Here is a 26,108-nt window from a genome sequence, read left to right as displayed (position 1 = left end):
TACGCAAGGTGCTCAGTCACTCCTTGCCAGCAACCGACGTCTGCCCATCCCACCCACCACCCAAGGCAGCAATCAACTGCACACTCGCCACCAACCGCGTCTGCAACAACGTCAGCACCGTCCGCTCATTACTAAGCGCCGTAGCCTGCACCGTCACCACATCCAGATAAGCAATCAACCCCGCCTTATACTGGTTCTCGGTCAACCGCAGCGATTCACGCGCCGCATCCAAGGCTTCGTTACTGACGACCGCCTCGTCTTCCAGCACCTTCAACTGCACCATGTAGTTTTCCACCTCACGGAACCCATCCAGCACCGTCTGGCGATACTTAGCCACCGTCTCGTCATAAGACGCCACAGTCCGATCAACCTCCGCCGACCGCTGCCCACCGTCGAACAACGTCATCGCCAACTTAGGCCCAACCGACCAAAACCGATTAGGCAAACTGATCCAATTCGCATAAGTACTGCTGGAATACCCACCCGCCAAGCTCAAGGTCAAATCCGGATAATAGGCCGCCTTGGCCACACCAATATTCGCGTTGGCAGCCATCACCGACCGCTCAGCCGAAGCAATATCCGGACGACGCTCCAGCAATTGCGACGGCAAGCTCACGGGAATCTGCGGCAATGCAGGAATATCCTTGCTCACGGCCAGGTTGAAATTGGCTGGCGCCTCACCGATCAACACCGCAATGGCATTCTCCAGTTGTGCACGCTGCCAGATCAAGTCGATCAGGCTCGCCTGGGTCGTCTTGAGCTGTGTTTGCGCCTGGGCGATCGCATCCTTGCCCGACACACCGGCGCGGTATTGGTTTTCAGTCATTTTCAGCGAGCGCTGGTAAGTGTCCAGTGTGGCTTGCAACAAACGCGTCTGTTCATCCATGACCCGCAATTGCAGGTAGTCCTGCACCAGCTCCGATTGCTGGCTCAAACGCATCGCCGCCAGGTCCGCCGAACTGGCCTCGGCAGTCGCTTCATTGGCCTCCAGGCCACGGCGCAATTTGCCCCACACGTCCGCCTCCCAACTCACGCCCAATTGCGCGTTGAGCGTGTCGCGAATACCGCTGCTGGAACTGCTGAGGCTCGCATTACTGCTACCAGTGCCCTGGCTGGCGCGGGTCTTGCCGGCGCTCAAGTCCACCGTCGGAAAAAACGCACCGCGCGCGCTGCGCACCTGCGCCTGGGCCTGGCGAAAACGTGCTTCGGCCTGGGCCACGGTCTGGTTGGAGTTGTTCAGGCGTGTCACCAGGTCGTTCAGTTGGCGGTCGCCGTACAGCTCCCACCAGGCGCCACGGGCCAGGGAGTCACTCGGCGTCGCCTGACTCCAGCCCTGGGCCTCCTTGAATTGCACCGGCTCGACCACCTCCGGCCGTTTGTAATCGGGGCCGATGGCGCAGGCGCTGAGCAAGGCCGCGCACAGCACCAGGCTGGCGACGCGGGAACCACGGGGCATGCTCATGGCCAATTTGGCAAACGTTGAATCGGTCATAGCGCAGTGTCCAAGGCAGCATCGGTACGCACACCGCGCCAGGCGTTGAAGCGGTGGCGCGCGCGGTCGAGATAGAGGTAAACCACCGGGGTGGTGTAAAGGGTCAGGATCTGGCTGAACACCAGGCCGCCGATAATGGTCAGGCCCAGCGGCTGGCGCATTTCCGCGCCGTCGCCGGAGCCCAGCAGCAGCGGCAAGGCGCCGAGGATCGCGGCGAGTGTGGTCATCAGGATCGGCCGCAGCCGCAACAAGCAGGCGCTGCGAATCGATTCCAACGGGCTCATGCCGTCGTGGCGCTCCAGTTGCAGGGCCAGGTCGATCATCAGGATCGCGTTCTTTTTCACCACCCCGATCAGCAGGAACAACCCCAGCAGCGAGATCAGGCTGAACTCGCCACCCAGTAAGTAGATCGAGAGCAACGCGCCGACACCCGCCGACGGCAAGGTCGAGAGGATGGTCAGCGGGTGAATGTAGCTTTCATACAGAATGCCCAGCACCAAGTACACCGCCACCAGCGCGCCGAGGATCATGAATGGCTGGCCCTTCTGGGTCGCCGCGAAGGCATCGGCGGTGCCGGCCATCTTGGCGATCACATCTTCGGGCAAGCCCACCTTGGCAATCGCCCGCTCGATAGCGGCCGTGCCCTGCTCCACCGTCACCCCAGGCGCCATGTCGAAGGCAATGTCTTCCGAGGCGAACTGGCCTTCATGGCTGACGCGGTCATCGGCCAGGCTGTTTTCGTAATGGGCAATGGTCGACAGTGGCACCCGCGCGCCGGTGGCCGTGATCACCTGCATCTGGTTCAGGGTAATCGGGTCCTGGGCATATTTGGGGTTGACCTCCATCACCACCTGGTACTGGTTGAGGCTGTCATAGATGGTGGAGATCTGCCGCTGGCTGTAGGCGTTGTTCAGCAACGCCGTGACCATGCTCATGTCGATGCCCAGGCGCTTGGCCTGATCGCGGTCGACCATCAGCGTCACCTGCGCCGCACCACGGCCCTCACGGGCGTCGATGGCGGTCAGCTCCGGCAGCTCACGCAGGGCCGCGACCACTTTCGGGTACCACAGGCGCAACGCGGCCAAATCGCCGCTTTGCAGGATGTAGGAATATTGCGCGCTGGTCTGGTCGCGGCTGCCGCCAAATTGCAGGTCCTGGTCGGCCATCAGGAACAGACGCCCACCCGGTACCAGCGGGACTTCCTTGCGGATACGTTCGATCACCGCCTGGGCCGAGAGCTTGCGCTCAGCGATCGGCTTGAGGCGCACCAGCATCACCGCGTTGTTGGTGCCGCTGTTGCCGCCGATAAACCCGGCCACGCTGAGCACCGCCGGGTCTTTCAAGACCGCCTGGCGGAAGATCTCCATCTTGGGCTGCATCACACTGAACGACAGCCCATCGTCGCCACGCACAAAACCGATCAACTGGCCGGTGTCCTGCTGCGGCATGAAGGTTTTCGGCACCACCACGTACAGCGCGATGTTCACGCCCACGGTGAGCAACAGGCTGAGCAGGGTCAGGCGCCGGTGGCGCAGCACCCAGTCCAGGCTGGTGGCATAGACCGCAACCATGCGCTCGTTGACCCTGTGGCTCCAGCGCTGCAAACCGGTCATCTGGCCTTTGACATGCGGCTTGAGCCAGCGCGCGCAGAGCATCGGGGTCAAGGTCAGCGAGACGATCAGCGAAACGATGATCGCCGCCGACAAGGTGATGGAAAACTCCCGGAACAGGTTGGTGACGATGCCGCCCATAAACAGGATCGACAGGAACACTGCCACCAGCGACACGTTCATCGACAGCAAGGTAAAGCCGACTTCCTGCGCGCCCAGGTACGCCGCCTTCATTGGCGGCACGCCGTCGTCGATATGCCGGGAAATGTTCTCCAGCACCACGATGGCATCGTCCACCACCAAACCGGTGGCCAGGATCAAGGCCATCAGCGAGAAGTTGTTCAACGAGAAACCGAACAGGTACATCACCGCAAAGGTGCCCACCAGCGACACCGGCACCGCCAAGGTCGGGATCAACGAGGCGCGGAAGTTACCCAGGAACAGGTACACCACCAGCACCACCAGGGCCACGGCAATCAGCAAGGTCATCTCGGCTTCATGCAAGGTGGCGGTGATCACCGGCGAGCGGTCCATGGCCAGGTTGAGCTTGACGCTGGACGGCAGCACCGCCTGCAACGCCGGCAACTGCGCCTTGATCTGCCGGACCGTCTCGATGATGTTGGCGCCGGACTGGCGGTTGATCACCAGCAGCACCGCCGAATCATTGTTGAAAAAGCCGCTGTTGTAGCGGTCTTCCACGCCGTCGCTGATCTTCGCTACATCGCCCAGGCGCAAGGCCGCGCCATTCTGGTAGCGAATCAGCAGCGGTTCGTAATCCTTGGCTTTTTCCAGCTGGTCGTTGGCTTGGATCTGCCAGTTACGCTCGCCGTCTTCCAACGAACCCTTGGGCCGGCGCTGGTTGGCGTTGGCGATGGTGTTGCGCACATCGTCCAGGGCCACGCCGTACTGGTCGAGGGCCTTGGGTTCCAGCTCAATACGCACCGCCGGCAAGGAGCTGCCGCCGATTTGCACTTCGCCCACACCCGGCACCTGGGACAGGCTTTGCGAGAGGATCGTCGACGCCAGGTCATACAACTGGCCCTTTTGCAGCACGTCGGAGGTCAGCGACAGCACCATGATCGGTGCCTGGGACGGGTTGATCTTCTTGTAGGTCGGCATGCTGCGCATGCCGCTGGGCAATAGGTTGCGCGAGGCGTTGATCGCCGCCTGCACTTCACGCGCCGCACCGTTGATATCTCGGTCGGAGTCGAACGCCAGGATCACCCGCGTCGAGCCCTGGCTCGACGAACTGCTCATGGTGGTGATACCGGCAATCGCACCGAACGAGCGCTCCAGCGGCGTGGCCACGGTGGACGCCATCACCTCGGGGCTGGCACCGGGCAAGCTGGCCGAGACCACGATCACCGGAAAGTCGATCTGCGGCAGCGGCGACACCGGCAGCAAATTGAAGCTGACGCCGCCCAGCAACATGATCGCCAGGCTCAGCAGCATGGTCGCTACCGGCCGGCGAATAAACGGTCCGGACAGGTTCATGACTCAACCGGCTCCAGGCTTTGCGGCTCTTTGCGCCAGCGACGGCCCAGACGATCAAAATACAGGTAGATCACCGGCGTGGTGAACAGGGTCAAGACCTGGCTCACCAGCAAGCCGCCAACCATCACCAGGCCCAATGGCTGGCGCAACTCGGCGCCGGAACCGGTGGCCAACATCAATGGCACCGCGCCAAACAAGGCCGCCAAGGTGGTCATCAGGATCGGCCGGAAACGCAACAGCGCCGCCTGATAAATCGCGGTCTGCGGGTCCAGGCCTTGGTTGCGTTCGGCGTCGAGGGCGAAGTCGATCATCATGATCGCGTTCTTTTTCACGATACCGATCAGCAAGATGATGCCGATGATCGCAATCATGCCCAGGTCATTGCCGCTGAGCAGCAACGCCAGCAAGGCCCCCACCGCAGCCGACGGCAAGGTCGAGAGGATGGTGATCGGGTGGATATAGCTCTCGTAGAGCACGCCGAGCACGATGTACATGGTCACCACCGCTGCCAGGATCAGCAACAAGGTGCTCGACAGCGACGCTTCGAAGGCCTGTGCTGCGCCCTGGAACTGGGTCTGCACCCCGATCGGCATGCCGATGTCTTTCTGGGTCTGGTTGATCAGCTCCACGCCTTTACCCAGCGCGACGCCGGGGGCCAGGTTGAACGACATCATCACCGCCGGGAACTGGCCGATGTGCGAGATCGCCAACTGCGCCTGGCGTTGCTCCACGTGGGCGAGGCTCGACAGCCGCACTTGGCCGCCGTCGGTGGTTTTCACGTAGATCTGGTTCAGCGCCGCAGGGCCGAGGGTTTCACCGGACTGCGCCTGCAGCACCACGCGGTACTGGCTGGCCTGAGTGTAAATGGTGGAAATCTGCCGCTGGCCGAAGGCGTCGTACAGCGCGTCGGTGATGGTCGACACACTCACGCCCAGGCGCGAGGCAGCGTCGCGGTCAATCACCAGGAACACTTGCAGGCCTTTGTCCTGCAGGTCGCTGGCGACGTCGGTGAGTTCCGGCAACTGGCGCAAGGTGTGCACCAGCTTATCGCTCCACAGCGCCAACAGATCGGCATCGGGCGAGGACATGCTGAATTGGTACTGAGTGCGGCTCACGCGGTCTTCGATGGTCAGGTCTTGCACCGGCTGCATGAACAGGCGAATGCCCACCAGCTTGTCGATTTGCGGCTGCAACCGCGTGATCACCTGGGCCGCGCTCAAGTCGCGCTGGCCGTGGGCCTTGAGGTTGATCAGCAGGCGCCCGCTGTTGAGGGTGGCGTTATCGCCATCCACGCCAATGTAGGACGACAGGCTGTCCACCGCCGGGTCAGCCAGGATGACCTTGGCCAATTCCTGCTGACGCTGGCTCATGGCAGCAAACGAAATCGACTGCGGCGCCTCGGAAATGCCCTGGATCACCCCGGTGTCCTGCACCGGGAAAAAGCCCTTGGGCACCACCAGGTACAGCACCACGGTCAGGCCCAGGGTAGCGATAGCCACCAGCAGGGTCAGCGGCTGGTGCTTGAGTACCCACTGCAACATGCTTGCATAACGCGCGATCAACCAGTCGATCCACGCGCCGCTGGCCTTGTAGAAACGGCTCTGATCTTCTTCCTTGGGTTCACGCTTGAGCAGGCGCGCGCACATCATCGGCGTGAGGGTCAGCGAGACCACCAGGGAAATCAGGATTGCCACCGCCAGGGTGATGGCGAATTCGCGGAACAGCCGCCCGACCACGTCAGCCATGAACAGCAGCGGGATCAACACCGCAATCAACGACAGCGTCAGGGAAATCAAGGTAAAGCCAATCTGCTTGGCGCCCTTGAGCGCCGCATTGAGCGGCGTCTCGCCCTCTTCGATGTAACGTGAGATGTTCTCCAGCATCACGATGGCATCGTCCACCACAAAGCCGGTGGCGATGGTCAGGGCCATCAGTGTCAGGTTGTTGATGGAAAAACCCGCCAGGTACATCACGCCAAAGGTGCCGATCAGCGACAGCGGTACGGCAATCGACGGAATGATCGTGGCGCTGAAGCGGCGCAGGAACAGGAACGTCACCATCACCACCAGGGCAATGGCGATCAGCAATTCGTGTTGCACATCGGTAACCGAGGCGCGGATGGTCTGGGTGCGGTCGGTGAGCACTGTGACCTCAAGGCCGGCCGGCAGATTGTCGGTGATGCTCGGCAGCAACGCCTTGATACGGTCGACCACCTCAATCACGTTGGCGCCCGGCTGGCGCTGAACATTCAACAGCACGGCCTGGTTTTCGTTGGCCCAGGCGGCAAGGCGCTCGTTTTCGGCACCGTCGACGATCTGCGCCACATCTTTAAGGCGTAACGGCGCGCCATTGTTGTAGGCCAGGATCAATTCGGCATATTGCTCGGGCGAGACCAACTGGTCGTTGGCGTCGAGCATCGACACCCGCGTGGGGCCGTCGAAGTTACCCTTGGGCTGGTTGACGTTGGAGGCAGCGATCAGGGTGCGCACGTCCGACAGGTTCAAGCCATTGGCGGCCAGGGCCTCGGGGTTGACCTTGATGCGCACGGCCTGGCGCTGGCCACCGGCGATGCTGACCATGCCGACGCCACTGATCTGCGCAATTTTTTGCGCCATGCGCGTGTCCACCAAGTCATTGAGCTTGGGCAGCAGCATGGTCTTGGACGTGATCGCCAGGGTCAGCACCGGGGTGTCCGCCGGGTTGACCTTGTTGTACACCGGCGGCGCCGGCAAATCCTTGGGCAACAGGTTGGTTGCCGCGTTGATCGCGGCCTGCACCTGTTGCTCGGCAACATCAATATTGATGTCGAGGTTGAAACGCAGCGTGAGCACCGACGCACCGCCGGAGCTGGTCGACGCCATCTGGGTCAGCCCGGGCATTTGCCCGAACTGGCGCTCAAGCGGCGCTGTTACCGCGCTGGTCATCACATCGGGGCTGGCGCCGGGGTACAGAGTCATTACCCGGATCGTCGGGTAATCCACCTGGGGCAAGGCCGAAACCGGCAGCAAGCGATACGAAATAATACCGGCCAGGACAATGGCCAGCATGCTCAGCGTAGTGGCAACCGGGCGAAGGATAAACAGGCGCGACAGGTTCATGAACCGACCTTTTGCGCCTTGCCGGCGTCAGCGCCGGTCTCCCCTTTGGCCGCGGGTTTGCCTTGCAGGTGTTCGGTCGGCGTGGTCGGCACTTCAGTGCTGTCGTTGACCACTTCGATTTCGCTGCCTTCCTTCAGGCGGTCGGTGCCTTCCATGACGACGCGGTCACCCGCGACCAAACCTTCCTTGATCACGGTGTTGTCGCCGTCGGTATCACCGACCACCAAAGGTTGGACCTTGACCTTCTTGTCGCCATCGAGCTTGTAGACAAAGGTGCCGTTGTTGCCGAACTGGATCGCAGCGGACGGCGCCAGCACTACGTTGTGCAAGGTATCGGCCAGCAGGCGCACGTTGACGAACTGGTTGGGGAACAGCGCCTGGTCCTTGTTATCGAAACGGCCCTTGAATTTCAGGGTGCCGGTGGTCACGTCAATCTGGTTATCCAGGCTCTGCAGCACGCCGACTGCCTGTTTTTTTGTGTCGCCACGGTCCCAGGCTTCCACCGGCAGCTTGTTGCCGGCGTGGTAACGGGCGAGCACGGTGTCCAGGGTGCTTTCCGGCAGGGTAAAGACCACGCTGATCGGCTGGGTCTGGGTGATCACCGCGAGGAAGGTGGTGTCGTTGGCGGCCACCAAATTGCCCACATCGACCTGACGCAAGCCCACCCGGCCGCTGATCGGCGCACGGATCTTGGTGAATTCGAGGTTGAGCTTGGCGTCGTCCACCGCGCCCTGGTTGGTCTTGACCGTGCCCTGGTATTGCAGGACGAGTGCTTCGGCGGTGTCCAGGGTCTGTTTGGCGATACTGTCCTGGGCATACAAGTCGCGGTAACGCTGCACGTCAACCTGGGCGTTTTTCAGCTGGGCCTGGTTTTGCATCAGCGTGCCCTGAGCCTGAAGCAAGGCGTTCTGGTAGCTGCGCGGGTCGATTTCCGCCAGCAGGTCACCGGCCTTGACCATCTGCCCTTCTTCAAAGGCGATCTTCACCAGCTCACCGCCCACCCGGCTGCGTACATTAATGGTGTTGAGCGCGGTCACCGTGCCCAAGGCCTTGTAGTACACCGGGAATTCCCCCAGCACCGCCGGTGCCACACGCACCGGCACCGGGCCGGTGGAACCGCCGAAGCCAGGGCGCGCCATCCCCGTCTTGCCGGTGTGCCCGGCCGGTTTCTGGGCGGCGCCATCCTTATGGCTGGCAGGCCAGAACTTCCAGCACAGGCCGGCGATAACCAGCAGCACGAGCAGGCCGAACAGCCAGCGACGGGAGTTGCGGGGGGAGGATTGCATCGAGTGATCAACCATTGGGCGCGAGAGCTTCTTCTTTAGGAGGCTGAAAGATAAGCACTGGGGCGCATTAAGAAAAGCGCCTTTACCGGCAATTTACCTTGGACTTACAACTTTTAACTTCTGGCCTTAGTCCAGTCGCTATTTAGCTAAGCCGCTGACTCTAAATGAAAACGGCCTGGACTAGGCCAGGCCGCAATCATCTATCAAGCGTGTTACTGCGAAAAGACAGTAATGCGCTGAAACAGTTACTTCAAAACAGCCAGGGCCGCTTCGTAGTTTGGCTCTTGGCCGATTTCGCTGACCAATTCGCTGTGCAGCACGTTGTTGTTCTCGTCCAGTACCACCACGGCACGGGCGGTCAGGGCTTTCAGTGGGCCCTCAACGATAGACACACCGTAGTCGACGGCGAAGCCTGGGTCGCGGAAATCCGACAGGCTCAGCACGTTGTCCAGACCCTCAGTGCCGCAGAAACGTTTCTGGGCAAACGGCAGGTCAGAGGAGATGCACAGCACGACAGTGTTGCTGACATCGTTGGCCTGGGCGTTGAACTTGCGTACCGAAGTCGCGCAGGTCGGGGTGTCAACGCTTGGGAAGATGTTCAGCACTTTGCGCTTGCCGGCGAAAGTTTCCAGGGTCGCTTCCGACAGTTCGACGGTGGTCAGGGCGAAATCTGGGGCGGTGGAACCGGTTTTAGGCAATTCGCCTTCAACCTGGACAGGGTTACCATGAAGGGTGACTTGGGCCATGAACGGAATCCTTATGCTGGGTTTGATTAAACGAAATCGAGACGCAGAAGTTAACCACAAACTGCCGTAGCTACCTATGCCCGAACGTAAATTGTCATGCCGACGCCTTGGCGACGGCAGCTATGGTTTAATTGCGCGCTTTTCGCCCACCCTGCAAGGAAACCGTCGTTGATGAATCAGCCCGCCACCACAGTCCTGGTCATTGGTTATGTCTGGCCGGAACCCCGCTCCTCGGCTGCCGGCGGGCACATGATGCAAATTCTCGAAACCTTTCTGACACAAGGTTGGGACGTTACCTTCGCCAGCCCCGCGACGGTTGGCGAGCACAAGGCCGATTTGCCAGCGCTGGGCATCACCGAATGCGCCATCGCGCTGAATAACAGCAGTTTCGATGACTTTATCCGCGAACTGGCCCCGGATATCGTGCTGTTCGACCGTTTCATGATGGAAGAACAGTTCGGCTGGCGCGTGGAAAAGCACTGCCCCGACGCCCTGCGCGTGCTGGAGACCTGCGACCTGCAAAGCCTGCGCGACGCCCGCCAGCAGCGCCTCAAGGACCACCTCAAGGCGCATCCTCACGACGACGACTTCAGCCCGCTGTTCGCCCCTGCGCTGCTGGATGAATTTCAACGGATGGCCGACACCGACGTGGCCAAGCGCGAGATCGCGGCGATTTTGCGCTGCGACATCAGCCTGATGATCTCCGACGTCGAAGCCCGGCTGCTCACCGAGCAGTTCAAGGTGCCGACCGCCCTGCTCCACTGGTGCCCGCTGATGCTGGAGCCGCCGACCGAGGCCTTCACACCGTTCGAAGACCGCGCGCATTTCCTCAGCATCGGCAATTTCCGCCACGCGCCCAACTGGGATGCGGTGTTGTGGATGAAGAACAGCCTCTGGCCGCTGATCCGCCAGCAATTGCCGGGCGCTCAACTGCATATCTACGGTTCCTACACACCGCCCAAGGCCACCGCCCTGCATAACCCCGCCCAGGGTTTTCACGTGATGAACTGGGCCGAAGATGCACTCGCGGTGATGAGCGCCGCGCGCATCTGCCTGGCGCCGCTGCGTTTTGGCGCCGGCATCAAGGGCAAGCTGGCCGATGCCATGCTGTGCGGCACGCCGAATATCACCACGCCGATTGGCGCCGAAGGCATGGGCGATGAGCAACCGTGGCCGGGTGCGATTGAGCACAACGCGCAAGCCCTGGCCGCAGCTGCCGTGGCGCTGTATCAAGACCGTGAACGCTGGACCCAGGCCCAAGAAAACGGCCGCCGATTGCTGGCCCGTCGCTATGACCTGGCCATCCACGGCCCGGCGCTGGTGGAATGCCTGGAGCAGTGCCGCAGCAACCTTTCGGCCCATCGCCGCGACAACTTCATCGGCAGCATGCTGCGCCACCATGCGCATAAGAGTACGCAGTACATGTCCCAGTGGATCGAGGCTAAAAACCGCAACGTATAAGCACTGACGCTGGCGAGGTTGCGCGCGAGGGGGCATTATCCCAGGCAGCAACCACAATGAAGCGACGGCAGCATGACCCGAGCAACGCGAATCACCGACCCTTCCTACGAGTTGATGGACGATCACAACGGTCTGTCCATCATCTATCGCCAGCACGGCTTCCCCTGCCCACTGGTGCGCTGGCATTTCCACAAGGAATACGAGCTGCACCTGATCGTCGCCAGCGCAGGCAAGGTGTTTATCGGCGATTACATCGGCAACTTCTACCCGCAAAGCCTGTTCCTCACCGGCCCCAACCTGCCCCACAACTGGATCAGCCAGGTGGAGGAAGACGAGGTGGTGCCCAAACGCGACATGCTGGTGAACTTCACCGACGAGCTGCTCGAGGGCGGCAGCCAGATCTTCACCGAACTCAAGAGCCTGGCGCCGTTGCTCGAACGCGCGCAATACGGCATCGAATTTCGCTGTAAAAAGACCATCGCTCAAGCCATGAACTTGATGCAACGCATCGAGGACGCCCAAGGCATGGCGCGCCTGGGGCACTTCTTTATCTTGTTGGAAGTGTTGAGCGCCTGTGAGGACTACCAACTTCTGTCCGGCGTCACTACGCCGCAACTTGCCGATGAGCACAGCATTGACCGCACCAACCGCGCGGTGGACTACATTTTTGCGCATTACGCGCGGGAGTTGTCGCTGGAGGAAGTCGCCGAATACCTGGGCATGAAGCCGACCTACTTCTCCAGGGTGTTCAAACAGGCGACCGGGCGCACGTTTATCGAGTTTGTGAACCGCTTGCGTATCAGCAAATCCTGCGAACTGCTGGCCGATGGCGACAAGGCGGTGACCGACGTGTGCTTTGAGTCGGGCTTCAACAATATCTCCAACTTCAATCGACGCTTCCAGCAGCTCAAGGGCATGACACCCTCACACTACCGGCGCCTGGCGGTGCAGCGGCTGACCGAGCAGAACCTGGCTTAACCCTGGCCCCCTCGAAACACGCCGAATAGATATTCGTCAGTGAAACGGCCTGGTTTTGCAAAACGCCACAGGAACCTCATCGAGCCCACTGCCACTCAGCGAAAGCCCCCTCATCTAATCGATAGAGGGACGGCCTTCAACGCATGAGCAAAAAGGACACCCGATGATCCCCCCATAGCAGAGGTGCCTCTGTCGCCACTTGAAACCCTGGCGCAAGCCGTCAAACAGCCCAAGCAAAAGCGTCAGCGAGCCAATAGCCGCGCATAGGCACGAACCGGCAGGCCAGGTTTGATCCAAAAGGGCAAAAGTGACGGCGGTGGAACGCCAGTGCTTTTCCCCTGCTGTTAGGTGAACCGTTTTACCCCGCCCCACCACGAGTGCAAAAAAGTATCAGTCCAAGTGCGCCCAAGGATTTGTCTTAACCCCATTTGAAGGCTGTAATCAACGCACACTCTTCCTGGCTACCTGTAGGAAGACACAACAACAATAACTGTCCTTCTGTAGCCCCTGGGCGCAGAAATGGAGTGCGCGATGAAGTTCACAGCAAAAACGCTGCTTGCCTGTTCTTGCATGACTGTATGCATGACCCTCAGCGCCGTCAGTTTTGGCGCGCAAACCCTGACCATTGCTACCGTCAACAACAGCGACATGATCCGCATGCAAAAGCTCTCAAAAACCTTCGAGGCCGAGCATCCGCAGATCAAGCTCAACTGGGTGGTGCTCGAAGAAAACGTGCTGCGCCAACGCCTGACCACCGACATCGCCACTCAAGGCGGGCAGTTCGACGTATTGACCATCGGCATGTACGAAGCCGCACTCTGGGGTGCCAAGGGCTGGCTGGAACCGATGAAGGACCTGCCGGCCTCCTACGACCTCGATGATGTTTTCCCTTCGGTGCGTGATGGCTTGTCCGTCAAAGGCTCGCTGTACGCCCTGCCGTTCTACGCCGAAAGCTCGATCACCTATTACCGCACTGACCTGTTCAAGGACGCCGGGCTGACCATGCCTGAGCACCCGACCTGGACGCAGATCAGCGAATTCGCGGCAAAACTCACCGACAAGACCAAAGAGCAGTACGGCCTGTGCCTGCGCGGCAAAGCCGGTTGGGGTGAGAACATGGCGCTGATCACCACCTTGGCCAATGGCTACGGTGCGCGCTGGTTTGATGAGAAGTGGCAGCCGCAATTCAATGGCCCTGAGTGGAAAGACGCGCTGAACTTCTACGTCGACAACATGAAAAAATCCGGCCCGCCGGGTGCTTCCAGCAACGGTTTTAACGAAAACCTGGCGCTGTTCAACAGCGGCAAGTGCGCGATCTGGGTCGATGCCAGCGTGGCCGGCTCGTTCGTCACCGACAAGACTCAGAGCAAGGTCTCCGAGCATGTCGGCTTCACTTTTGCCCCGCACGAGAAGACCGACAAAGGTACCTCGTGGCTGTACTCCTGGAGCCTGGCGATCCCGACCAGCTCCAAAGCCAAGGACGCCGCCAAGGTGTTCACCAGTTGGGCGACCTCCAAGGAATACGGCCAGCTCGTGGCCAAGACCGACGGTATTGCCAACGTGCCGCCAGGCACGCGCAAGTCGACCTACAGCGACGAATACATGCAGGCTGCGCCGTTCGCCAAGGTGACGCTGGAATCGCTGAAAGTTGCCGACCCGACCAGCCCGACGCTCAAGCCGGTACCGTATATCGGTATCCAGTTGGTGACCATTCCTGAGTTCCAGGCGATTGGCACCCAGGTCGGCAAGTTCTTCTCGGGCGCGCTGACCGGTCAGCAAACGGTCGATGCTGCCTTGACCGCCGCGCAGACCACTACCGAGCGTGAAATGAAGCGGGCGGGTTATCCCAAATAGTACGCAACCCCGTCATTAATGTGGGAGCGGGCTTGCTCGCGAATGCGCAGTGTCAGTCGACACATGCAGCGAATGACACACTGAAGTGCGCCCCAGAAGTTGGACACTCGTCCAACTCCTGAGGCTTTTCGACCATTAGCTGTCCAACTTTTGGGGCGCACTTCACACCGCATTCGCGAGCAAGCCCGCTCCCACAGTTCTGTCTGCATCTGACTGGCCATGATCACCATGAATACACCCTCCAAAAACCGCCTGGCCAACCCCGGCTGGTTCCTTGTCAGCCCCTCGGTGGCCTTGTTGCTGCTGTGGATGATCGTGCCGCTGGGCATGACCCTGTACTTTTCGCTGATCCGATACAACCTGCTCTACCCCGGCGAAAAACAATTCGTGGGGCTGGAAAACTTCACTTACTTCATCACCGACTCGGGCTTCCTGCCCGGCGCCACCAATACCCTGTTGCTGGTGGGCAGCGTGCTGCTGATCAGCGTGGTGTTCGGCGTACTGATCAGTGCTTTGCTTGAGGCCAGTGAATTTTTCGGTCGCGGCCTGGTGCGGGTGTTGTTGATTTCACCGTTCTTCATCATGCCCACCGTCGGTGCGCTGATCTGGAAGAACCTGATTTTCCACCCGGTGTCGGGGGTTCTCGCCGCCGTGTGGAAGCTGTTCGGCGCCGAGCCGGTGGACTGGCTGGCGCATTACCCGTTGCTGTCGATCATCATCATTGTGTCGTGGCAATGGCTGCCCTTCGCGATCCTGCTGCTGATGACCGCCATGCAGTCCCTCGACCAGGAACAAAAGGAAGCCGCGCGCCTGGACGGTGCCGGCGCCATCGCGATCTTCTGGCACCTGACCCTGCCCCACCTGGCACGCCCGATTGCCGTGGTGGTGATGATCGAAACGATCTTTTTGCTCTCGGTATTCGCCGAAATCTTCACCACCACCAACGGTGGCCCCGGCTACGCCTCGACCAACCTCGCCTACCTGATCTACAACCAGGCGCTGGTGCAGTTCGATGTGGGCATGGCCTCGGCCGGCGGCTTGATTGCCGTGGTCATCGCCAATATCGCGGCGATCATCCTGGTGCGGATGATCGGCAAAAACCTGACTGACAAGCCTTGAGGGCCGCGCCATGACGCTTCAACAATCCCGCCGCCTGCAAAGCCTGTTGCTCGGCACCTTGGCCTGGGCCATCGCGATCCTGATTTTCTTCCCGATCTTCTGGATGGTGCTGACCAGCTTCAAGACCGAAATCGACGCGTTTGCCACGCCGCCGCAGTTCATCTTCACGCCGACGCTGGAGAACTACCTGCACATCAACGAGCGCAGCAACTACTTCGCCTACGCCTGGAACTCGGTGGTGATTTCGTTCAGCGCCACCGCCCTGTGCCTGCTGATCTCGGTGCCGGCTGCCTACTCCATGGCGTTCTATGAAACCAAACGCACCAAGGGCACGCTGCTGTGGATGCTGTCCACCAAGATGCTGCCGCCGGTGGGCGTGCTGATGCCGATCTACCTGCTGGCCAAGAGCCTTGGCCTGCTGGATACGCGCGTTGCGCTGATCATCATCTACACCCTGATCAACCTGCCGATTGTGGTGTGGATGGTTTACACCTACTTCAAAGACATCCCCAAGGACATCCTCGAAGCCGCGCGCCTGGATGGCGCCACGCTGTGGCAGGAAATGGTCCGCGTGCTGCTGCCGATTGCCAAGGGTGGCCTGGCTTCCACGGTGTTGCTGTCGCTGATCCTGTGCTGGAACGAGGCGTTCTGGTCGTTGAACCTGACCTCCTCGAGTGCCGCGCCGTTGACCGCGCTGATCGCCTCCTACTCCAGCCCCGAAGGCTTGTTCTGGGCCAAATTGTCGGCCGTGTCGACCCTGGCCTGCGCGCCGATCCTGATTTTCGGCTGGTTCAGCCAGAAACAGCTGGTGCGGGGTTTGTCCTTCGGCGCCGTTAAGTAACGATTGCTTATAAAAATTCCAAGTGGAGGCCCATCCCATGGCCAACCTGAAAATCAAAAATCTGCAAAAAGGCTTCGAAGGCTTCTCCATCATCAAGGGCATTGACCTGGAAGTGAATGACAAGGAATTCGTGGTCTTCGTCGGCCCCTCGGGCTGCGGCAAATCCACCTTGCTGCGCCTGATCGCCGGCCTGGAAGAAGTCACCGAAGGCACCATCGAACTGGATGGTCGCGACATAACCGAAGTGACTCCGGCCAAGCGTGACCTGGCGATGGTGTTCCAGACTTACGCGCTGTACCCGCACATGAGCGTGCGCAAAAACATGTCGTTCGCCTTGGACCTGGCCGGTGTGGACAAGAAACTGGTGGAAAGCAAGGTCAGCGAAGCCGCGCGCATTCTGGAACTCGGCCCGTTGCTGGAGCGCAAGCCCAAGCAGTTGTCCGGCGGCCAGCGTCAGCGTGTGGCCATCGGCCGCGCGATTGTGCGCAACCCGAAGATCTTCCTGTTTGACGAACCGCTGTCCAACCTAGACGCCGCGTTGCGCGTGCAGATGCGCCTGGAACTGGCGCGCCTGCATAAAGACCTGCAAGCGACCATGATCTACGTGACCCACGACCAGGTTGAAGCCATGACCTTGGCCGACAAAGTGGTCGTACTCAATAGCGGCCGCATCGAACAGGTCGGCTCGCCGCTGGAGCTGTACCACCAACCGGCCAACCTGTTTGTGGCGGGCTTTTTGGGCACGCCGAAAATGGGCTTTCTCAAGGGCAAGGTCACCCGTATCGAGAGCCAGGGCTGCGAAGTACAACTGGACGCCGGCACCACCATCAGCCTGCCGTTGAGCGGCGCCAGCCTGAGCGTGGGCAGCGCGGTGACCCTGGGGATTCGTCCGGAGCATCTGGAAATCGCTTCACCCGGCCAAACCACCTTGACCGTCACCGCCGACGTCGGCGAACGCCTGGGCAGCGACACCTTCTGCCACGTCATCACCGCCAACGGCGAGCCGCTAACCATGCGGATTCGCGGCGACATGGCCAGCCAGTACGGCGAAACCCTGCAGCTGCACCTGGACCCGGCGCACTGCCATCTGTTCGACACCGACGGCGTGGCCGTGGCCCGACCACTGCGCGCTGCCGCCTGATTTCGCGAGATTTGTGATGAAACTGAATAAACAGAACCTCACCCAGTTGGCGCCGGAAGTCAAAACCCCGACCTACACCATTGCCAGCACCACGCAAGGTATCGCGCATATCGGCGTCGGCGGCTTCCACCGCGCGCATCAGGCGTATTACACCGATGCGCTGATGAACACCGGTGAAGGATTGGACTGGAGCATTTGCGGCGTCGGCTTGCGCAGCGAAGACCGCAAAGCCCGCGACGACCTGGCCGGCCAGGATTACCTGTTCACACTCTATGAGCTAGGTGACACCGACGACACCGACGTGCGCGTGATCGGCTCGATCAGCGACATGCTGCTGGCTGAAGACGGCGCCCAGGCGCTGATCGACAAACTGGCCAGCCCGCAGATTCGCATCGTCTCGCTGACCATCACCGAAGGCGGCTATTGCATCGACGACAGCAATGGCGAGTTCATGGCCCACCTGCCGCAGATCCAGCATGACCTGGCGCACCCGAAGTCGCCAAAAACCGTGTTCGGCTTTATCTGCGCCGCGCTGACCCAACGCCGTGCAGCCGGGGTTGCGGCGTTTACCGTGATGTCCTGCGATAACCTGCCGCACAACGGCGCCGTCACGCGCAAGGCGCTGCTGGCCTTCGCCGCCCTGCACAACGCCGAGCTGCATGACTGGATCAAGGCCAACGTGAGCTTCCCGAATGCTATGGTCGACCGCATCACACCGATGACCAGCACCGCCCACCGCCTGCAATTGCACGATGACCATGGCATCGACGATGCCTGGCCGGTGGTCTGCGAACCCTTTGTGCAGTGGGTACTCGAAGACAAGTTCGTCAACGGTCGCCCGGCCTGGGAAAAGGTTGGCGTGCAGTTCACCGATGACGTCACGCCCTACGAAGAGATGAAGATCGGCCTGCTCAATGGCAGCCACTTGGCACTGACTTACCTGGGCTTTCTCAAGGGCTACCGGTTCGTACACGACACCATGAATGACCCGGTGTTTGTGGCCTATATGCGCGCGTATATGGACCTGGACGTCACGCCAAATCTGGCGCCGGTGCCGGGCATTGACTTGACCGAGTACAAGCAGACGTTGGTGGATCGCTTCTCCAATCAGGCGATTGCCGACCAGTTGGAGCGGGTGTGTTCGGATGGCTCGTCGAAGTTTCCCAAGTTCACCGTGCCGACCATTAATCGCTTGATTGCCGATGGGCGTGAGACGGAGCGCGCTGCGTTGGTAGTTGCCGCCTGGGCGTTGTATTTGAAGGGTGTCGATGAGAATGGCGTGACTTACAAAATCCCGGATCCGCGCGCTGAGTTCTGCCAGGGTTTGGTCAGTGATGATGCGTTGATCAGCCAGCGGTTGCTGGGTGTGGAGGAGATTTTTGGCAAGGCTATTCCCAACTCGCCTGAGTTTGTGGCAGCGTTTGAGCGGTGTTTCATCAGCTTGCGCGACAAAGGCGTCACAGAAACCCTGCAACAACTTCTGAAGAAACCGGCTTAAACCTGTGGTAGCTGACTTGCCTGCGATAGCGGTGGCCCAGCCCGCCATGATCTGACTGATAGACCGCCATCGCAGGCAAGCCAGCGCCCACATTGGCCGCATTTTCACTCCAACAATAATGCTGAGCACTCCACCATGACCCAGCAAAACCTTTACCTCGGCATCGACTGCGGCACCCAGGGCACCAAAGCCATCGTCCTCGACGCCACCCGCGGCAAGGTACTCGGCCTGGGCGCCGCGGCGCATACGCTCATCAGCGGCGCTAATGGCCGGCGCGAGCAGCACACCCAGGAATGGCTGGACGCCTTCACGGAAGCCACCCACCGCGCCTTGCAACAGGCCGGTGTGGACGGCCAGGACATCCTCGGCATCGGTGTTTCCGGCCAGCAACATGGCCTGGTTTTACTCGATGACCAAGGCCAGGTACTGCGCCCGGCCAAGCTGTGGTGCGACACCGAAACCGCACCGGAAAACGAGCGCCTGCTAGCGTATTTGGGCGGTGAACGCGGCTCGCTGGAACGCCTCGGCGTGGCCATCGCCCCCGGTTACACGGTATCCAAATTGCTCTGGACCCGCGAGCAGCACCCGGACGTGTTCGCGCGCATCGCGCATATTTTATTGCCCCACGACTACCTCAACTATTGGCTCACCGGGCGTGCCGTCGCGGAATACGGCGATGCCTCGGGCACCGGCTATTTCAACGTGCGCACGCGTGAATGGGACGTGGCGCTGCTCCAGCACATCGACTCCAGCGGCCGCCTGGAAGCTGCCTTGCCTGAGCTGATCGAGGCGAATCAAAGCGTGGGCACGATCCTGCCAGCCATCGCCGAACGCCTGGGCATCAACCCCAACGCGCGCGTTTCCAGCGGCGGCGGCGACAACATGATGGGCGCGATCGGCACCGGCAATATCGCCCCCGGCGTGATCACCATGAGCCTGGGTTCGTCCGGCACCGTGTACGCCTTTGCCGAGCAACCGAATGTGAGCCCGCAAGCGTCGGTGGCGACCTTTTGCTCCTCCAGCGGCGGCTGGTTGCCGTTGATCTGCACGATGAACCTGACCAACGCCACCGGGGTGATTCGCGAACTGTTCGACCTCGACCTGGCCACCTTCAACGCCTTGGTCGCCGAGGCGCCGATTGGCGCTGACGGCGTGAGCATGCTGCCCTTCCTCAACGGCGAGCGCGTGCCCGCCCTGCCCCACGCCACCGGCAGCGTGCACGGCCTGACCATGACCAACCTGACCCGCGCCAACCTGTGCCGCGCGGTGGTCGAAGGCACCACTTTCGGCCTGCGTTATGGCCTCGACCTGCTGCGCCAGACCGGCCTGCAAAGCCACAGCATCCGCCTGATCGGCGGCGGCTCGAAAAGCCCGGTGTGGCGGCAGATGGTTGCCGATATCATGAACACCGAAGTGATCTGCACCGAACAAAGCGAAGCCGCCGCCCTGGGCGCGGCGATCCAGGCGGTGTGGAGCCAGTCCGGCGAACCCTTGGCCAGCGTGTGCGACAAATGCGTGAGCGTCGACCCGGCCAGCCGCACGCTGCCGGTGGCGGCCAATGTCAGCGCCTATCAACAGGCCTACGCGCGCTATCAACAACTCGTGGCAACCCTTTAAGAGCGAACGACTATGTATTTGGTGTGTGGCGAAGCGTTGTTTGATTTTTTCAGCGAAGAAGATGCCAGCGGGCAGGCTTCCAAGGTCAATTACAAAGCGATTGCCGGCGGTTCGCCGTTTAACGTGGCGGTGGGTTTGCGCCGCCTGGGCATCGACTCCGCGCTGTTCGGCGGCGTGTCCAACGACTTTCTCGGCCAGCGCTTGTTGCAGGTGCTCAAGGACGAAGGCGTCAGTGAGCAATTTTTGGTCGAGTTCCCCGCGCCGACCACCCTGGCGATGGTCGCGGTGGGCGCCAATGGCTCACCGCAATACAGTTTCCGTGGCGAAGGCTGCGCCGACCGCCTACTGCGGGTTGTGCACTTGCCCACGTTGGGCCAGGAGATTCGCGGGCTGCATGTCGGCTCGTTTTCGCTGGTGGTGCAGCCGATCGGCGACACCCTGCTGAGCCTGGTCAAGCGCGAAAGCGGCAAGCGCCTGATCAGCCTCGACCCCAATGTGCGCTTGAACCCGCAGCCGGATATCCAACTGTGGCGTGACCGCGTGGCCGAGTTGGTCAAGCACGCCGACCTGATCAAAGTCAGCGATGAAGACCTGCACCTGCTCTACCCCGACCAGTCGCCGGAAAGCGTACTGCAAGGCTGGTTGCAGCACCGCTGCCAGTTGGTGTTCCTCACCCGTGGCGGTGACGGCGCTACGGTATTCAGCCGCCAGCACGGCAGTTGGTCGGCACCTGCAGTGAAGGTGGTGATGGCCGATACCGTCGGCGCCGGTGACACCTTCCAGGCCGCGTTGATTGCCTGGCTGACCGAGCAGCAGTTGGATTCGGTGGAAGGCCTGCAACAGCTCACGCGCACGCAGATCGACGCCATGCTCGCCTTTGCCATTCGCGCCGCCGCCCTGACCTGCAGCAAGACCGGGCCGGACCTGCCGTATCGCGCCCAACTTGGATGAACGCAACGTTTCATGAAGGTTTTGTCAGCCACGGCAAAATTAATCGATGGTTAATCGCGCGCGCCGAGAGTGAAGGTGTACCCACTTGCGGAGAACCACCATGAGACGCGCGCGCCGAGAGTGAAGGTGTACCCACTTGCGGAGAACCACCATGAAACTGCGCACTTTGATGCTCGGCGGCGCCTTGGCACTGGCAGCCGTTTCGGGCCTGGCCCAGGCCGACACTCAAGCCACGGCGGCCAAACCTGTGCCGTATCGGTACGGCATGCCCTTGAACATCGACAAGGTCATTGCCATGAACGAAACCCAAACCAACGACTGTAAAGTCATCAATGCGGACATCAAGTTCGTCGATAATGCCGGCAAGATCAAAGACGTGGGCTACCTGAAAATGTCCGAAGCCTGTGATTTCCAAAATTGAAGCGTTGGACCAGCACCACAACCAACAACCGAGCCTTATTGGGCCTGGCGTTTACCAGGCCCACCGCTCTTTCGGTGACTCAACCTCACACAAGATCAAAGACGTGGGCTACCTGAAAATGTCCGAAGCCTGTGATTTCCAAAATTGAAGCGTTGGACCAGCACCACAACCAACAACCGAGCCTTATTGGGCCTGGCGTTTACCAGGCCCACCGCTCTTTCGGTGACTCAACCTCACACTGGGCTTAATAATAGCTGCGCCCTGACACTCTTTGCAGAGGTAGCCTCTGTAGAGCAGGTGAATGGGAGTGTTTGAGGTCTTCGCGCAACCCGGCGATCAGGTTGCAAATGGCTCGACTGCTGTCGAGTTTGTCGGCGTTTATACCTTTGACTTCCAAATCCACTCGGTCGCGGTCACGGTCGTCATAGACTTTGATCGTCAACGAAGCATCTTCGGCTTTGGTGCATTCGCACCGTTTAGGCAGGAAACTTCCTTCAATAATGCTGCGAAGTTCTAATTCCGAAAGCATGGCCAACCTCTCCTTTTATGAGACTGCCAACAGATTATTGTGTGCCCGGCAGGCGCCTGCCTGCCACGTCTTACCGACCTTGGAAGACGCTTACAACCCCCAAGCCTACTCGGCAAAATCCGCTCTCGTTGTAACTTTTCCTCATAAGCGACACGCGCAGCTATATAAGTCTGCAGGTTCGGTGTACATCATCGGCGAATAGCATTGATTAAACGTTTATGCACTAAATTGAACATTGCGCTGCGACTCTTTCTGCAACATGTCGCAAACTATCAAAGTTGATATTGGCACCGGAATTCACCGCCACCAGGGTTTGCCCGCGCACGCCGTTTTGCTCGACAAACTGGCGAATGCCCGCGACGGCCAAGGCGCCTGAGGGCTCGGTGATGGAACGCGTGTCGTCGTAGATCAGCTTGATGGCGCTGCACAATTGGTCGTTGCTGACGGTGATGACTTCATCGACCCAGTCGCGGCAGATCTCAAAACCATAGGCGCCGACCTGCGCCACGGCGGTGCCGTCGGCAAACCCATCGACACTGGGCAGCACCACCCGCTCGCCCGCGCGCAGCGCTGCCAACAGGCAACTGGAACCTTCGGGCTCGACACCGACGATGCGCACCTCGGGCCGCAGGTATTTAACGTACGCCGCGATCCCGGCGATTAAGCCACCGCCGCCCACCGGTACAAAGATCGCGTCCAACGGGCCTTGTTGCTGGCGCAGTATTTCCATTGCCACGGTGCCTTGGCCGGCGATCACGTCCGGGTCATCGAAAGGCGATACAAAGGTGCAACCCGAGGTCTGGGCCAATTGCAACGCGTGGGCCAGGGCAAACGGAAAGCTCTCGCCATGCAACACCGCCTCGGCACCGCGCGAACGCACGCCCAGCACCTTCAACTCCGGCGTACTGTATGGCATGACGATCCGCGCCTTGATCCCCAACTCCCGCGCCGCCAGCGCTACACCCTGCGCATGGTTGCCCGCCGACGCCGTCACCACGCCACGCGCTCTTTGCTCGGCAGTGAGCTGCACCAACGTGTTGTAAGCGCCGCGAATCTTGAAGGAGAACGTCGGTTGTAAGTCTTCGCGCTTGAGCAATATCTGATTGCCCAGCAGTACCGACAACGCCGGTGCCACCTGCAACGGTGTGCGCACCGCCAGGTCGTAGACCGGTGCAGCGAGGATCTTCTTCACGTAGTGCTCAAGCAGGCCCGGGTCGGCGGTGTGGGGCGCAGTGCAGGTGCTCATGGGTGTCTCCTGGCTTTGTATACATGGCCCTGGAGACGGAAAAACAAAACCCGCCTCTAGGGCGGGTTTGGGTGCAGCCGTGTGCTATCCCGCCAAATGAGGAATGGCGGTAATAATGCTTGGCTGGCTGCGCAAGGTTTGAAAGGTCATGCAGCGAAATTAACCGGCGGTCACCGGGCAAGTCAATGGCCGCCCGCCATTTAGCCGGCGGGGGTTTACTAGAGACATACGAAACGTATACGCTTTGTATATCCATTTAACACAGTGAACCTCATGGGCATCGTCAAGATCACCGACCAACTGCACGAACAGCTTCGCCTGGCCAGCGCCGCCATGGACCGCTCCATCAACGCCCAGGCCGAGTTCTGGATCAAGATCGGCCTGCTCGCCGAACTCAACCCGCACCTGCCCTACAACGAGCTGATCAACAAGCTATTGCTGGACAAGCCCGACCTGATCCGGGGGCGCAGCTGATGATCAAGACTGCCGCGCAACTGGCTGTGATGCGTGAATCCGGGCGCCTGCTGGCCCAGGTATTCACGATGCTCGACGGCTTTGTCGTCGCCGGCCGCTCCACCCTGGAACTGGACGCCGCCGTCGAAGCTTTCATCCGCAACGACTTGAAGGCCCGCCCGGCGAGCCTTGGGCAATACGACTATCCCTTTTGCATCAACACCTCGATCAACGAGGTGGTGTGCCATGGCATGCCCAGCGCCAAGGACGTGCTCAAGGACGGCGACATCATCAACATCGACATCACCCTGGAAAGAGGCGGCTTTATCGCCGACTCCAGCAAGATGTACATGATCGGCAACGTGGCGCCCAAAGCGCAGCGCCTGGTGGAAAAGACCTTCGAGGCCATGTGGGCCGGCATTCGCCAGGTCAGGCCCGGCGCACGCCTGGGTGACATCGGGCATGCGATCCAGAGCCATGCGCAGGCCAATGGCTACAGCGTGGTACGTGAGTATTGCGGCCACGGTATTGGCCGTGAGATGCATGAAGAGCCACAGGTCCTGCACTTCGGCCGCCCCGGCACCGGGCTGGAACTGCGTGAAGGCATGGTGTTTACCATTGAGCCGATGCTGAACCAGGGCAGCGCCAAGGTGCGCGACTTGAAGGATGGCTGGACGGTGGTGACCAAGGACAACAGTTTGTCGGCGCAATGGGAGCACACCGTGGCGGTGACGGCGGACGGGTTTGAGGTGCTGACCCTGCAGCAGGTAAGGAGCTGTGTGGGAGCGGCTTGCCTGCGATGCAGGCACCTCGGTTTCAGGACCGGGTGATGCTATCGCAGCATAGGTATCTACACATCTTTTTATGGGTTGATTCTTTGGTTGTCGCGGGGGCGCTGGGTACATATCCGTTTGGGTAACGGCTGATATGGGTTCCGCCCTTACGGCGGGTCACTTTTGAAAGAGCCCAAAAGTAACCAAAAGGCTCTTGCCCCACCACTCGGCACCTCGCCTAGGCTCGGTGTGCCCTCACGCAGGCTTTGGACCGTGGGCCGCCGCCATGGGCCATCCTTGGCCCATCGCGGCTAAACCGGCGTCCTGCCGGTTTACCCCCGCTCCAAAGCCTGCGTTCGGCCAGCGTGGTTAACGGGGCGCCTAAGATCAAGATCAAAAACAAGATCAAAAGCAAGAGCAAGAGCACGGCGGCCTAGTAGCCGACCTGAGTGGTTAGATCAAGAGCAGAGCCGAGGCGGCCTGACAGCCGACCTGATATTTGAAACTGAACTCAATCTAATGTGGGAGCGGGCTTGCTCGCGAAGGCGGTGGGTCAGTTACACATGAGCTGGCTGACCCACCGCATTCGCGAGCAAGCCCGCTCCCACATTGGGATCTCATTACATCAGCTAGATAGGGTGGTGCTCTGCTCTGCTTCTGCCTTGCTTTTGCTTCAACCACTCAGGTCGGCTACTAGGCCGCCGTGCTCTTGCTTTTGATCTTGATCTTGATCTAGGCGCCCCGTTAACCACGCTGGCCGCACGCAGGCTTGAATCCGTGGGTAACCCGGCAGGACGCCGGGTTAGCCGCGATGGGCCAAGGATGGCCCATGGCGGCGGCCCACGGATTCAAGCCTGCGTGGGGCACACCGAGCCTAAGCGAGGTGCCGAGTGGTGGGGCAAGAGCCCTTTTGGTTACTTTTGGGGCTCTTTTCCAAAAGTGACACACTCTTCTCAGACGTGGCTCTTCCGATCAAAGTAACCAAAGGGCTCTTGCCCCACCACTCGGCACCTCGCCTAGGCTCGGTGTGCCCTCACGCAGGCTTTGGACCGTGGGCCGCCGCCATGGGCCATCCTTGGCCCATCGCGGCTAAACCGGCGTCCTGCCGGTTTACCCACGCTCCAAAGCCTGCGTTCGGCCAGCGTGGTTAACGGGGCGCCTAGATCAAATCAAAAGCAAGATCAAAAGCAAGAGCACGGCGGCCTAGTAGCCGACCTGAGTGGTTGAAGCAAATCAAAAGCAAAACCGAGGCGGCCTGACAGCCGACCTGATCTCTGAAACTGAACTCAATCAACTGTGGGAGCGGCGGTGCGACGACTCGACTTGTTCGCGAAGGCGGTGGGTCAGTTACACATGAGCTGGCTGAACCACCGCCTTCGCGAGCAAGCCCGCTCCCACATGGGATCTCATTACATCAGCTAGATGGTGGTGCTCTGCTTCTGTCTGCTTTTGCCTGCTTTTGCTTCACCACTCAGGTCGGCTACTAGGCCGCCGTGCTCT

At 60.5% G+C, this 26,108-nt stretch carries 19 protein-coding genes; 12 read left to right on the top strand and 7 right to left on the bottom strand.

Going from position 1 to position 26,108, the window contains the following annotated elements; translation table 11 throughout:
• Positions 1 to 16: 16 nt before the first annotated feature.
• From GJU48_RS11140 to tpx, 5 genes are all read right to left on the bottom strand, one after another.
• Positions 17 to 1,492 carry an efflux transporter outer membrane subunit gene (locus tag GJU48_RS11140; RefSeq protein WP_094953376.1) on the bottom strand — a complete coding sequence of 492 codons (1,476 nt, stop codon included), beginning with the start codon at positions 1,490 to 1,492 and terminating at the stop codon, positions 17 to 19.
• The gene (locus tag GJU48_RS11135; protein WP_094953374.1) at positions 1,489 to 4,596 is read right to left on the bottom strand and encodes an efflux RND transporter permease subunit; all 3,108 of its coding nucleotides are present in this window, start codon (positions 4,594 to 4,596) and stop codon (positions 1,489 to 1,491) included. The genes GJU48_RS11140 and GJU48_RS11135 overlap by 4 nt, the downstream gene beginning before the upstream one ends.
• On the bottom strand, positions 4,593 to 7,694 hold the full coding sequence (locus GJU48_RS11130; protein ID WP_094953373.1) for an MdtB/MuxB family multidrug efflux RND transporter permease subunit: 3,102 nt from the start codon (positions 7,692 to 7,694) through the stop codon (positions 4,593 to 4,595). The genes GJU48_RS11135 and GJU48_RS11130 overlap by 4 nt, the downstream gene beginning before the upstream one ends.
• The gene (locus tag GJU48_RS11125; protein WP_094953372.1) at positions 7,691 to 8,995 is read right to left on the bottom strand and encodes an MdtA/MuxA family multidrug efflux RND transporter periplasmic adaptor subunit; all 1,305 of its coding nucleotides are present in this window, start codon (positions 8,993 to 8,995) and stop codon (positions 7,691 to 7,693) included. Before GJU48_RS11125 ends, GJU48_RS11130 begins: the two co-directional genes overlap by 4 nt.
• Before the next feature lie 230 nt (positions 8,996 to 9,225).
• A complete protein-coding gene (gene tpx, locus GJU48_RS11120) occupies positions 9,226 to 9,726 on the bottom strand; it encodes a thiol peroxidase (RefSeq protein ID WP_094953370.1) in 501 nt (166 codons plus the stop codon).
• A 171-nt stretch (positions 9,727 to 9,897) separates the two neighbouring features.
• Between tpx and GJU48_RS11115 the strand changes: the two genes are divergently transcribed.
• The 10 genes from GJU48_RS11115 to GJU48_RS11070 all read left to right on the top strand — a co-directional run bounded on the left by GJU48_RS11115 (position 9,898) and on the right by GJU48_RS11070 (position 21,607).
• A complete protein-coding gene (locus GJU48_RS11115) occupies positions 9,898 to 11,187 on the top strand; it encodes a glycosyltransferase (RefSeq protein WP_094953369.1) in 1,290 nt (429 codons plus the stop codon).
• A 72-nt stretch (positions 11,188 to 11,259) separates the two neighbouring features.
• Positions 11,260 to 12,165: an AraC family transcriptional regulator gene (locus GJU48_RS11110; RefSeq protein ID WP_094953367.1), complete on the top strand. Its 906-nt coding sequence runs from the start codon at positions 11,260 to 11,262 to the stop codon at positions 12,163 to 12,165.
• Between the two features lie 570 nt (positions 12,166 to 12,735).
• The gene (locus GJU48_RS11105) at positions 12,736 to 14,019 is read left to right on the top strand and encodes an ABC transporter substrate-binding protein (protein WP_371917713.1); all 1,284 of its coding nucleotides are present in this window, start codon (positions 12,736 to 12,738) and stop codon (positions 14,017 to 14,019) included.
• Between the two features lie 228 nt (positions 14,020 to 14,247).
• The gene (locus tag GJU48_RS11100; RefSeq protein WP_094953611.1) at positions 14,248 to 15,138 is read left to right on the top strand and encodes a carbohydrate ABC transporter permease; all 891 of its coding nucleotides are present in this window, start codon (positions 14,248 to 14,250) and stop codon (positions 15,136 to 15,138) included.
• A 10-nt stretch (positions 15,139 to 15,148) separates the two neighbouring features.
• The gene (locus tag GJU48_RS11095) at positions 15,149 to 15,979 is read left to right on the top strand and encodes a carbohydrate ABC transporter permease (protein ID WP_094953612.1); all 831 of its coding nucleotides are present in this window, start codon (positions 15,149 to 15,151) and stop codon (positions 15,977 to 15,979) included.
• A 37-nt stretch (positions 15,980 to 16,016) separates the two neighbouring features.
• Positions 16,017 to 17,120: an ABC transporter ATP-binding protein gene (locus GJU48_RS11090; RefSeq protein ID WP_094953613.1), complete on the top strand. Its 1,104-nt coding sequence runs from the start codon at positions 16,017 to 16,019 to the stop codon at positions 17,118 to 17,120.
• A gap of 16 nt (positions 17,121 to 17,136) precedes the next feature.
• Entirely contained in the window at positions 17,137 to 18,618 is a 1,482-nt protein-coding gene (locus tag GJU48_RS11085; protein ID WP_094953614.1) for a mannitol dehydrogenase family protein, read from the top strand.
• 135 nt (positions 18,619 to 18,753) lie between these two features.
• Positions 18,754 to 20,235, top strand: coding sequence for a xylulokinase (xylB, locus tag GJU48_RS11080; protein WP_094953615.1), 1,482 nt, complete (start codon positions 18,754 to 18,756; stop codon positions 20,233 to 20,235).
• 12 nt (positions 20,236 to 20,247) lie between these two features.
• Positions 20,248 to 21,186 (top strand): carbohydrate kinase family protein, encoded by a 939-nt coding sequence (locus GJU48_RS11075; RefSeq protein ID WP_094953616.1) that lies wholly within the window; start codon positions 20,248 to 20,250, stop codon positions 21,184 to 21,186.
• 151 nt (positions 21,187 to 21,337) lie between these two features.
• A complete protein-coding gene (locus tag GJU48_RS11070) occupies positions 21,338 to 21,607 on the top strand; it encodes a DUF2790 domain-containing protein (RefSeq protein ID WP_094953617.1) in 270 nt (89 codons plus the stop codon).
• A 244-nt stretch (positions 21,608 to 21,851) separates the two neighbouring features.
• Here the strand turns inward: GJU48_RS11070 and GJU48_RS11065 are convergent, their stop codons facing one another.
• Together GJU48_RS11065 and ilvA are read right to left on the bottom strand one after the other, a co-directional pair.
• On the bottom strand, positions 21,852 to 22,136 hold the full coding sequence (locus GJU48_RS11065) for a DUF1652 domain-containing protein (RefSeq protein WP_094953618.1): 285 nt from the start codon (positions 22,134 to 22,136) through the stop codon (positions 21,852 to 21,854).
• Positions 22,137 to 22,359: 223 nt separating this feature from the next.
• Positions 22,360 to 23,382: a threonine ammonia-lyase, biosynthetic gene (gene ilvA, locus GJU48_RS11060; protein ID WP_094953619.1), complete on the bottom strand. Its 1,023-nt coding sequence runs from the start codon at positions 23,380 to 23,382 to the stop codon at positions 22,360 to 22,362.
• A 273-nt stretch (positions 23,383 to 23,655) separates the two neighbouring features.
• On the opposite strand from ilvA, the gene GJU48_RS11055 reads away from it, so the two are divergent.
• Both GJU48_RS11055 and map read left to right on the top strand, forming a co-directional pair.
• Positions 23,656 to 23,856 (top strand): ParD-like family protein, encoded by a 201-nt coding sequence (locus GJU48_RS11055; protein ID WP_003190946.1) that lies wholly within the window; start codon positions 23,656 to 23,658, stop codon positions 23,854 to 23,856.
• Positions 23,856 to 24,665, top strand: coding sequence for a type I methionyl aminopeptidase (map, locus tag GJU48_RS11050; RefSeq protein ID WP_256671230.1), 810 nt, complete (start codon positions 23,856 to 23,858; stop codon positions 24,663 to 24,665). Before GJU48_RS11055 ends, map begins: the two co-directional genes overlap by 1 nt.
• Positions 24,666 to 26,108 lie beyond the last annotated feature (1,443 nt).

Origin of the sequence: Pseudomonas sp. IB20 (assembly GCF_009707325.1) — a bacterium.
GTDB lineage: Bacteria > Pseudomonadota > Gammaproteobacteria > Pseudomonadales > Pseudomonadaceae > Aquipseudomonas.
The sequence above is the reverse complement of the archived record's forward strand: the minus strand, read 5'-3'. Positions and strand labels throughout refer to the sequence as shown.

Bases quoted from the DNA above. Each gene is read 5' to 3' on its own strand.
- GJU48_RS11140 (WP_094953376.1), bottom strand. From the start codon at position 1,492: ATGACCGATTCAACGTTTGCCAAATTGGCCATGAGCATGCCCCGTGGT.
- GJU48_RS11135 (WP_094953374.1), bottom strand. From the start codon at position 4,596: ATGAACCTGTCCGGACCGTTTATTCGCCGGCCGGTAGCGACCATGCTG.
- GJU48_RS11130 (WP_094953373.1), bottom strand. From the start codon at position 7,694: ATGAACCTGTCGCGCCTGTTTATCCTTCGCCCGGTTGCCACTACGCTG.
- GJU48_RS11125 (WP_094953372.1), bottom strand. From the start codon at position 8,995: ATGGTTGATCACTCGATGCAATCCTCCCCCCGCAACTCCCGTCGCTGG.
- tpx (WP_094953370.1), bottom strand. From the start codon at position 9,726: ATGGCCCAAGTCACCCTTCATGGTAACCCTGTCCAGGTTGAAGGCGAA.
- GJU48_RS11115 (WP_094953369.1), top strand. From the start codon at position 9,898: ATGAATCAGCCCGCCACCACAGTCCTGGTCATTGGTTATGTCTGGCCG.
- GJU48_RS11110 (WP_094953367.1), top strand. From the start codon at position 11,260: ATGACCCGAGCAACGCGAATCACCGACCCTTCCTACGAGTTGATGGAC.
- GJU48_RS11105 (WP_371917713.1), top strand. From the start codon at position 12,736: ATGACTGTATGCATGACCCTCAGCGCCGTCAGTTTTGGCGCGCAAACC.
- GJU48_RS11100 (WP_094953611.1), top strand. From the start codon at position 14,248: ATGAATACACCCTCCAAAAACCGCCTGGCCAACCCCGGCTGGTTCCTT.
- GJU48_RS11095 (WP_094953612.1), top strand. From the start codon at position 15,149: ATGACGCTTCAACAATCCCGCCGCCTGCAAAGCCTGTTGCTCGGCACC.
- GJU48_RS11090 (WP_094953613.1), top strand. From the start codon at position 16,017: ATGGCCAACCTGAAAATCAAAAATCTGCAAAAAGGCTTCGAAGGCTTC.
- GJU48_RS11085 (WP_094953614.1), top strand. From the start codon at position 17,137: ATGAAACTGAATAAACAGAACCTCACCCAGTTGGCGCCGGAAGTCAAA.
- xylB (WP_094953615.1), top strand. From the start codon at position 18,754: ATGACCCAGCAAAACCTTTACCTCGGCATCGACTGCGGCACCCAGGGC.
- GJU48_RS11075 (WP_094953616.1), top strand. From the start codon at position 20,248: ATGTATTTGGTGTGTGGCGAAGCGTTGTTTGATTTTTTCAGCGAAGAA.
- GJU48_RS11070 (WP_094953617.1), top strand. From the start codon at position 21,338: ATGAAACTGCGCACTTTGATGCTCGGCGGCGCCTTGGCACTGGCAGCC.
- GJU48_RS11065 (WP_094953618.1), bottom strand. From the start codon at position 22,136: ATGCTTTCGGAATTAGAACTTCGCAGCATTATTGAAGGAAGTTTCCTG.
- ilvA (WP_094953619.1), bottom strand. From the start codon at position 23,382: ATGAGCACCTGCACTGCGCCCCACACCGCCGACCCGGGCCTGCTTGAG.
- GJU48_RS11055 (WP_003190946.1), top strand. From the start codon at position 23,656: ATGGGCATCGTCAAGATCACCGACCAACTGCACGAACAGCTTCGCCTG.
- map (WP_256671230.1), top strand. From the start codon at position 23,856: ATGATCAAGACTGCCGCGCAACTGGCTGTGATGCGTGAATCCGGGCGC.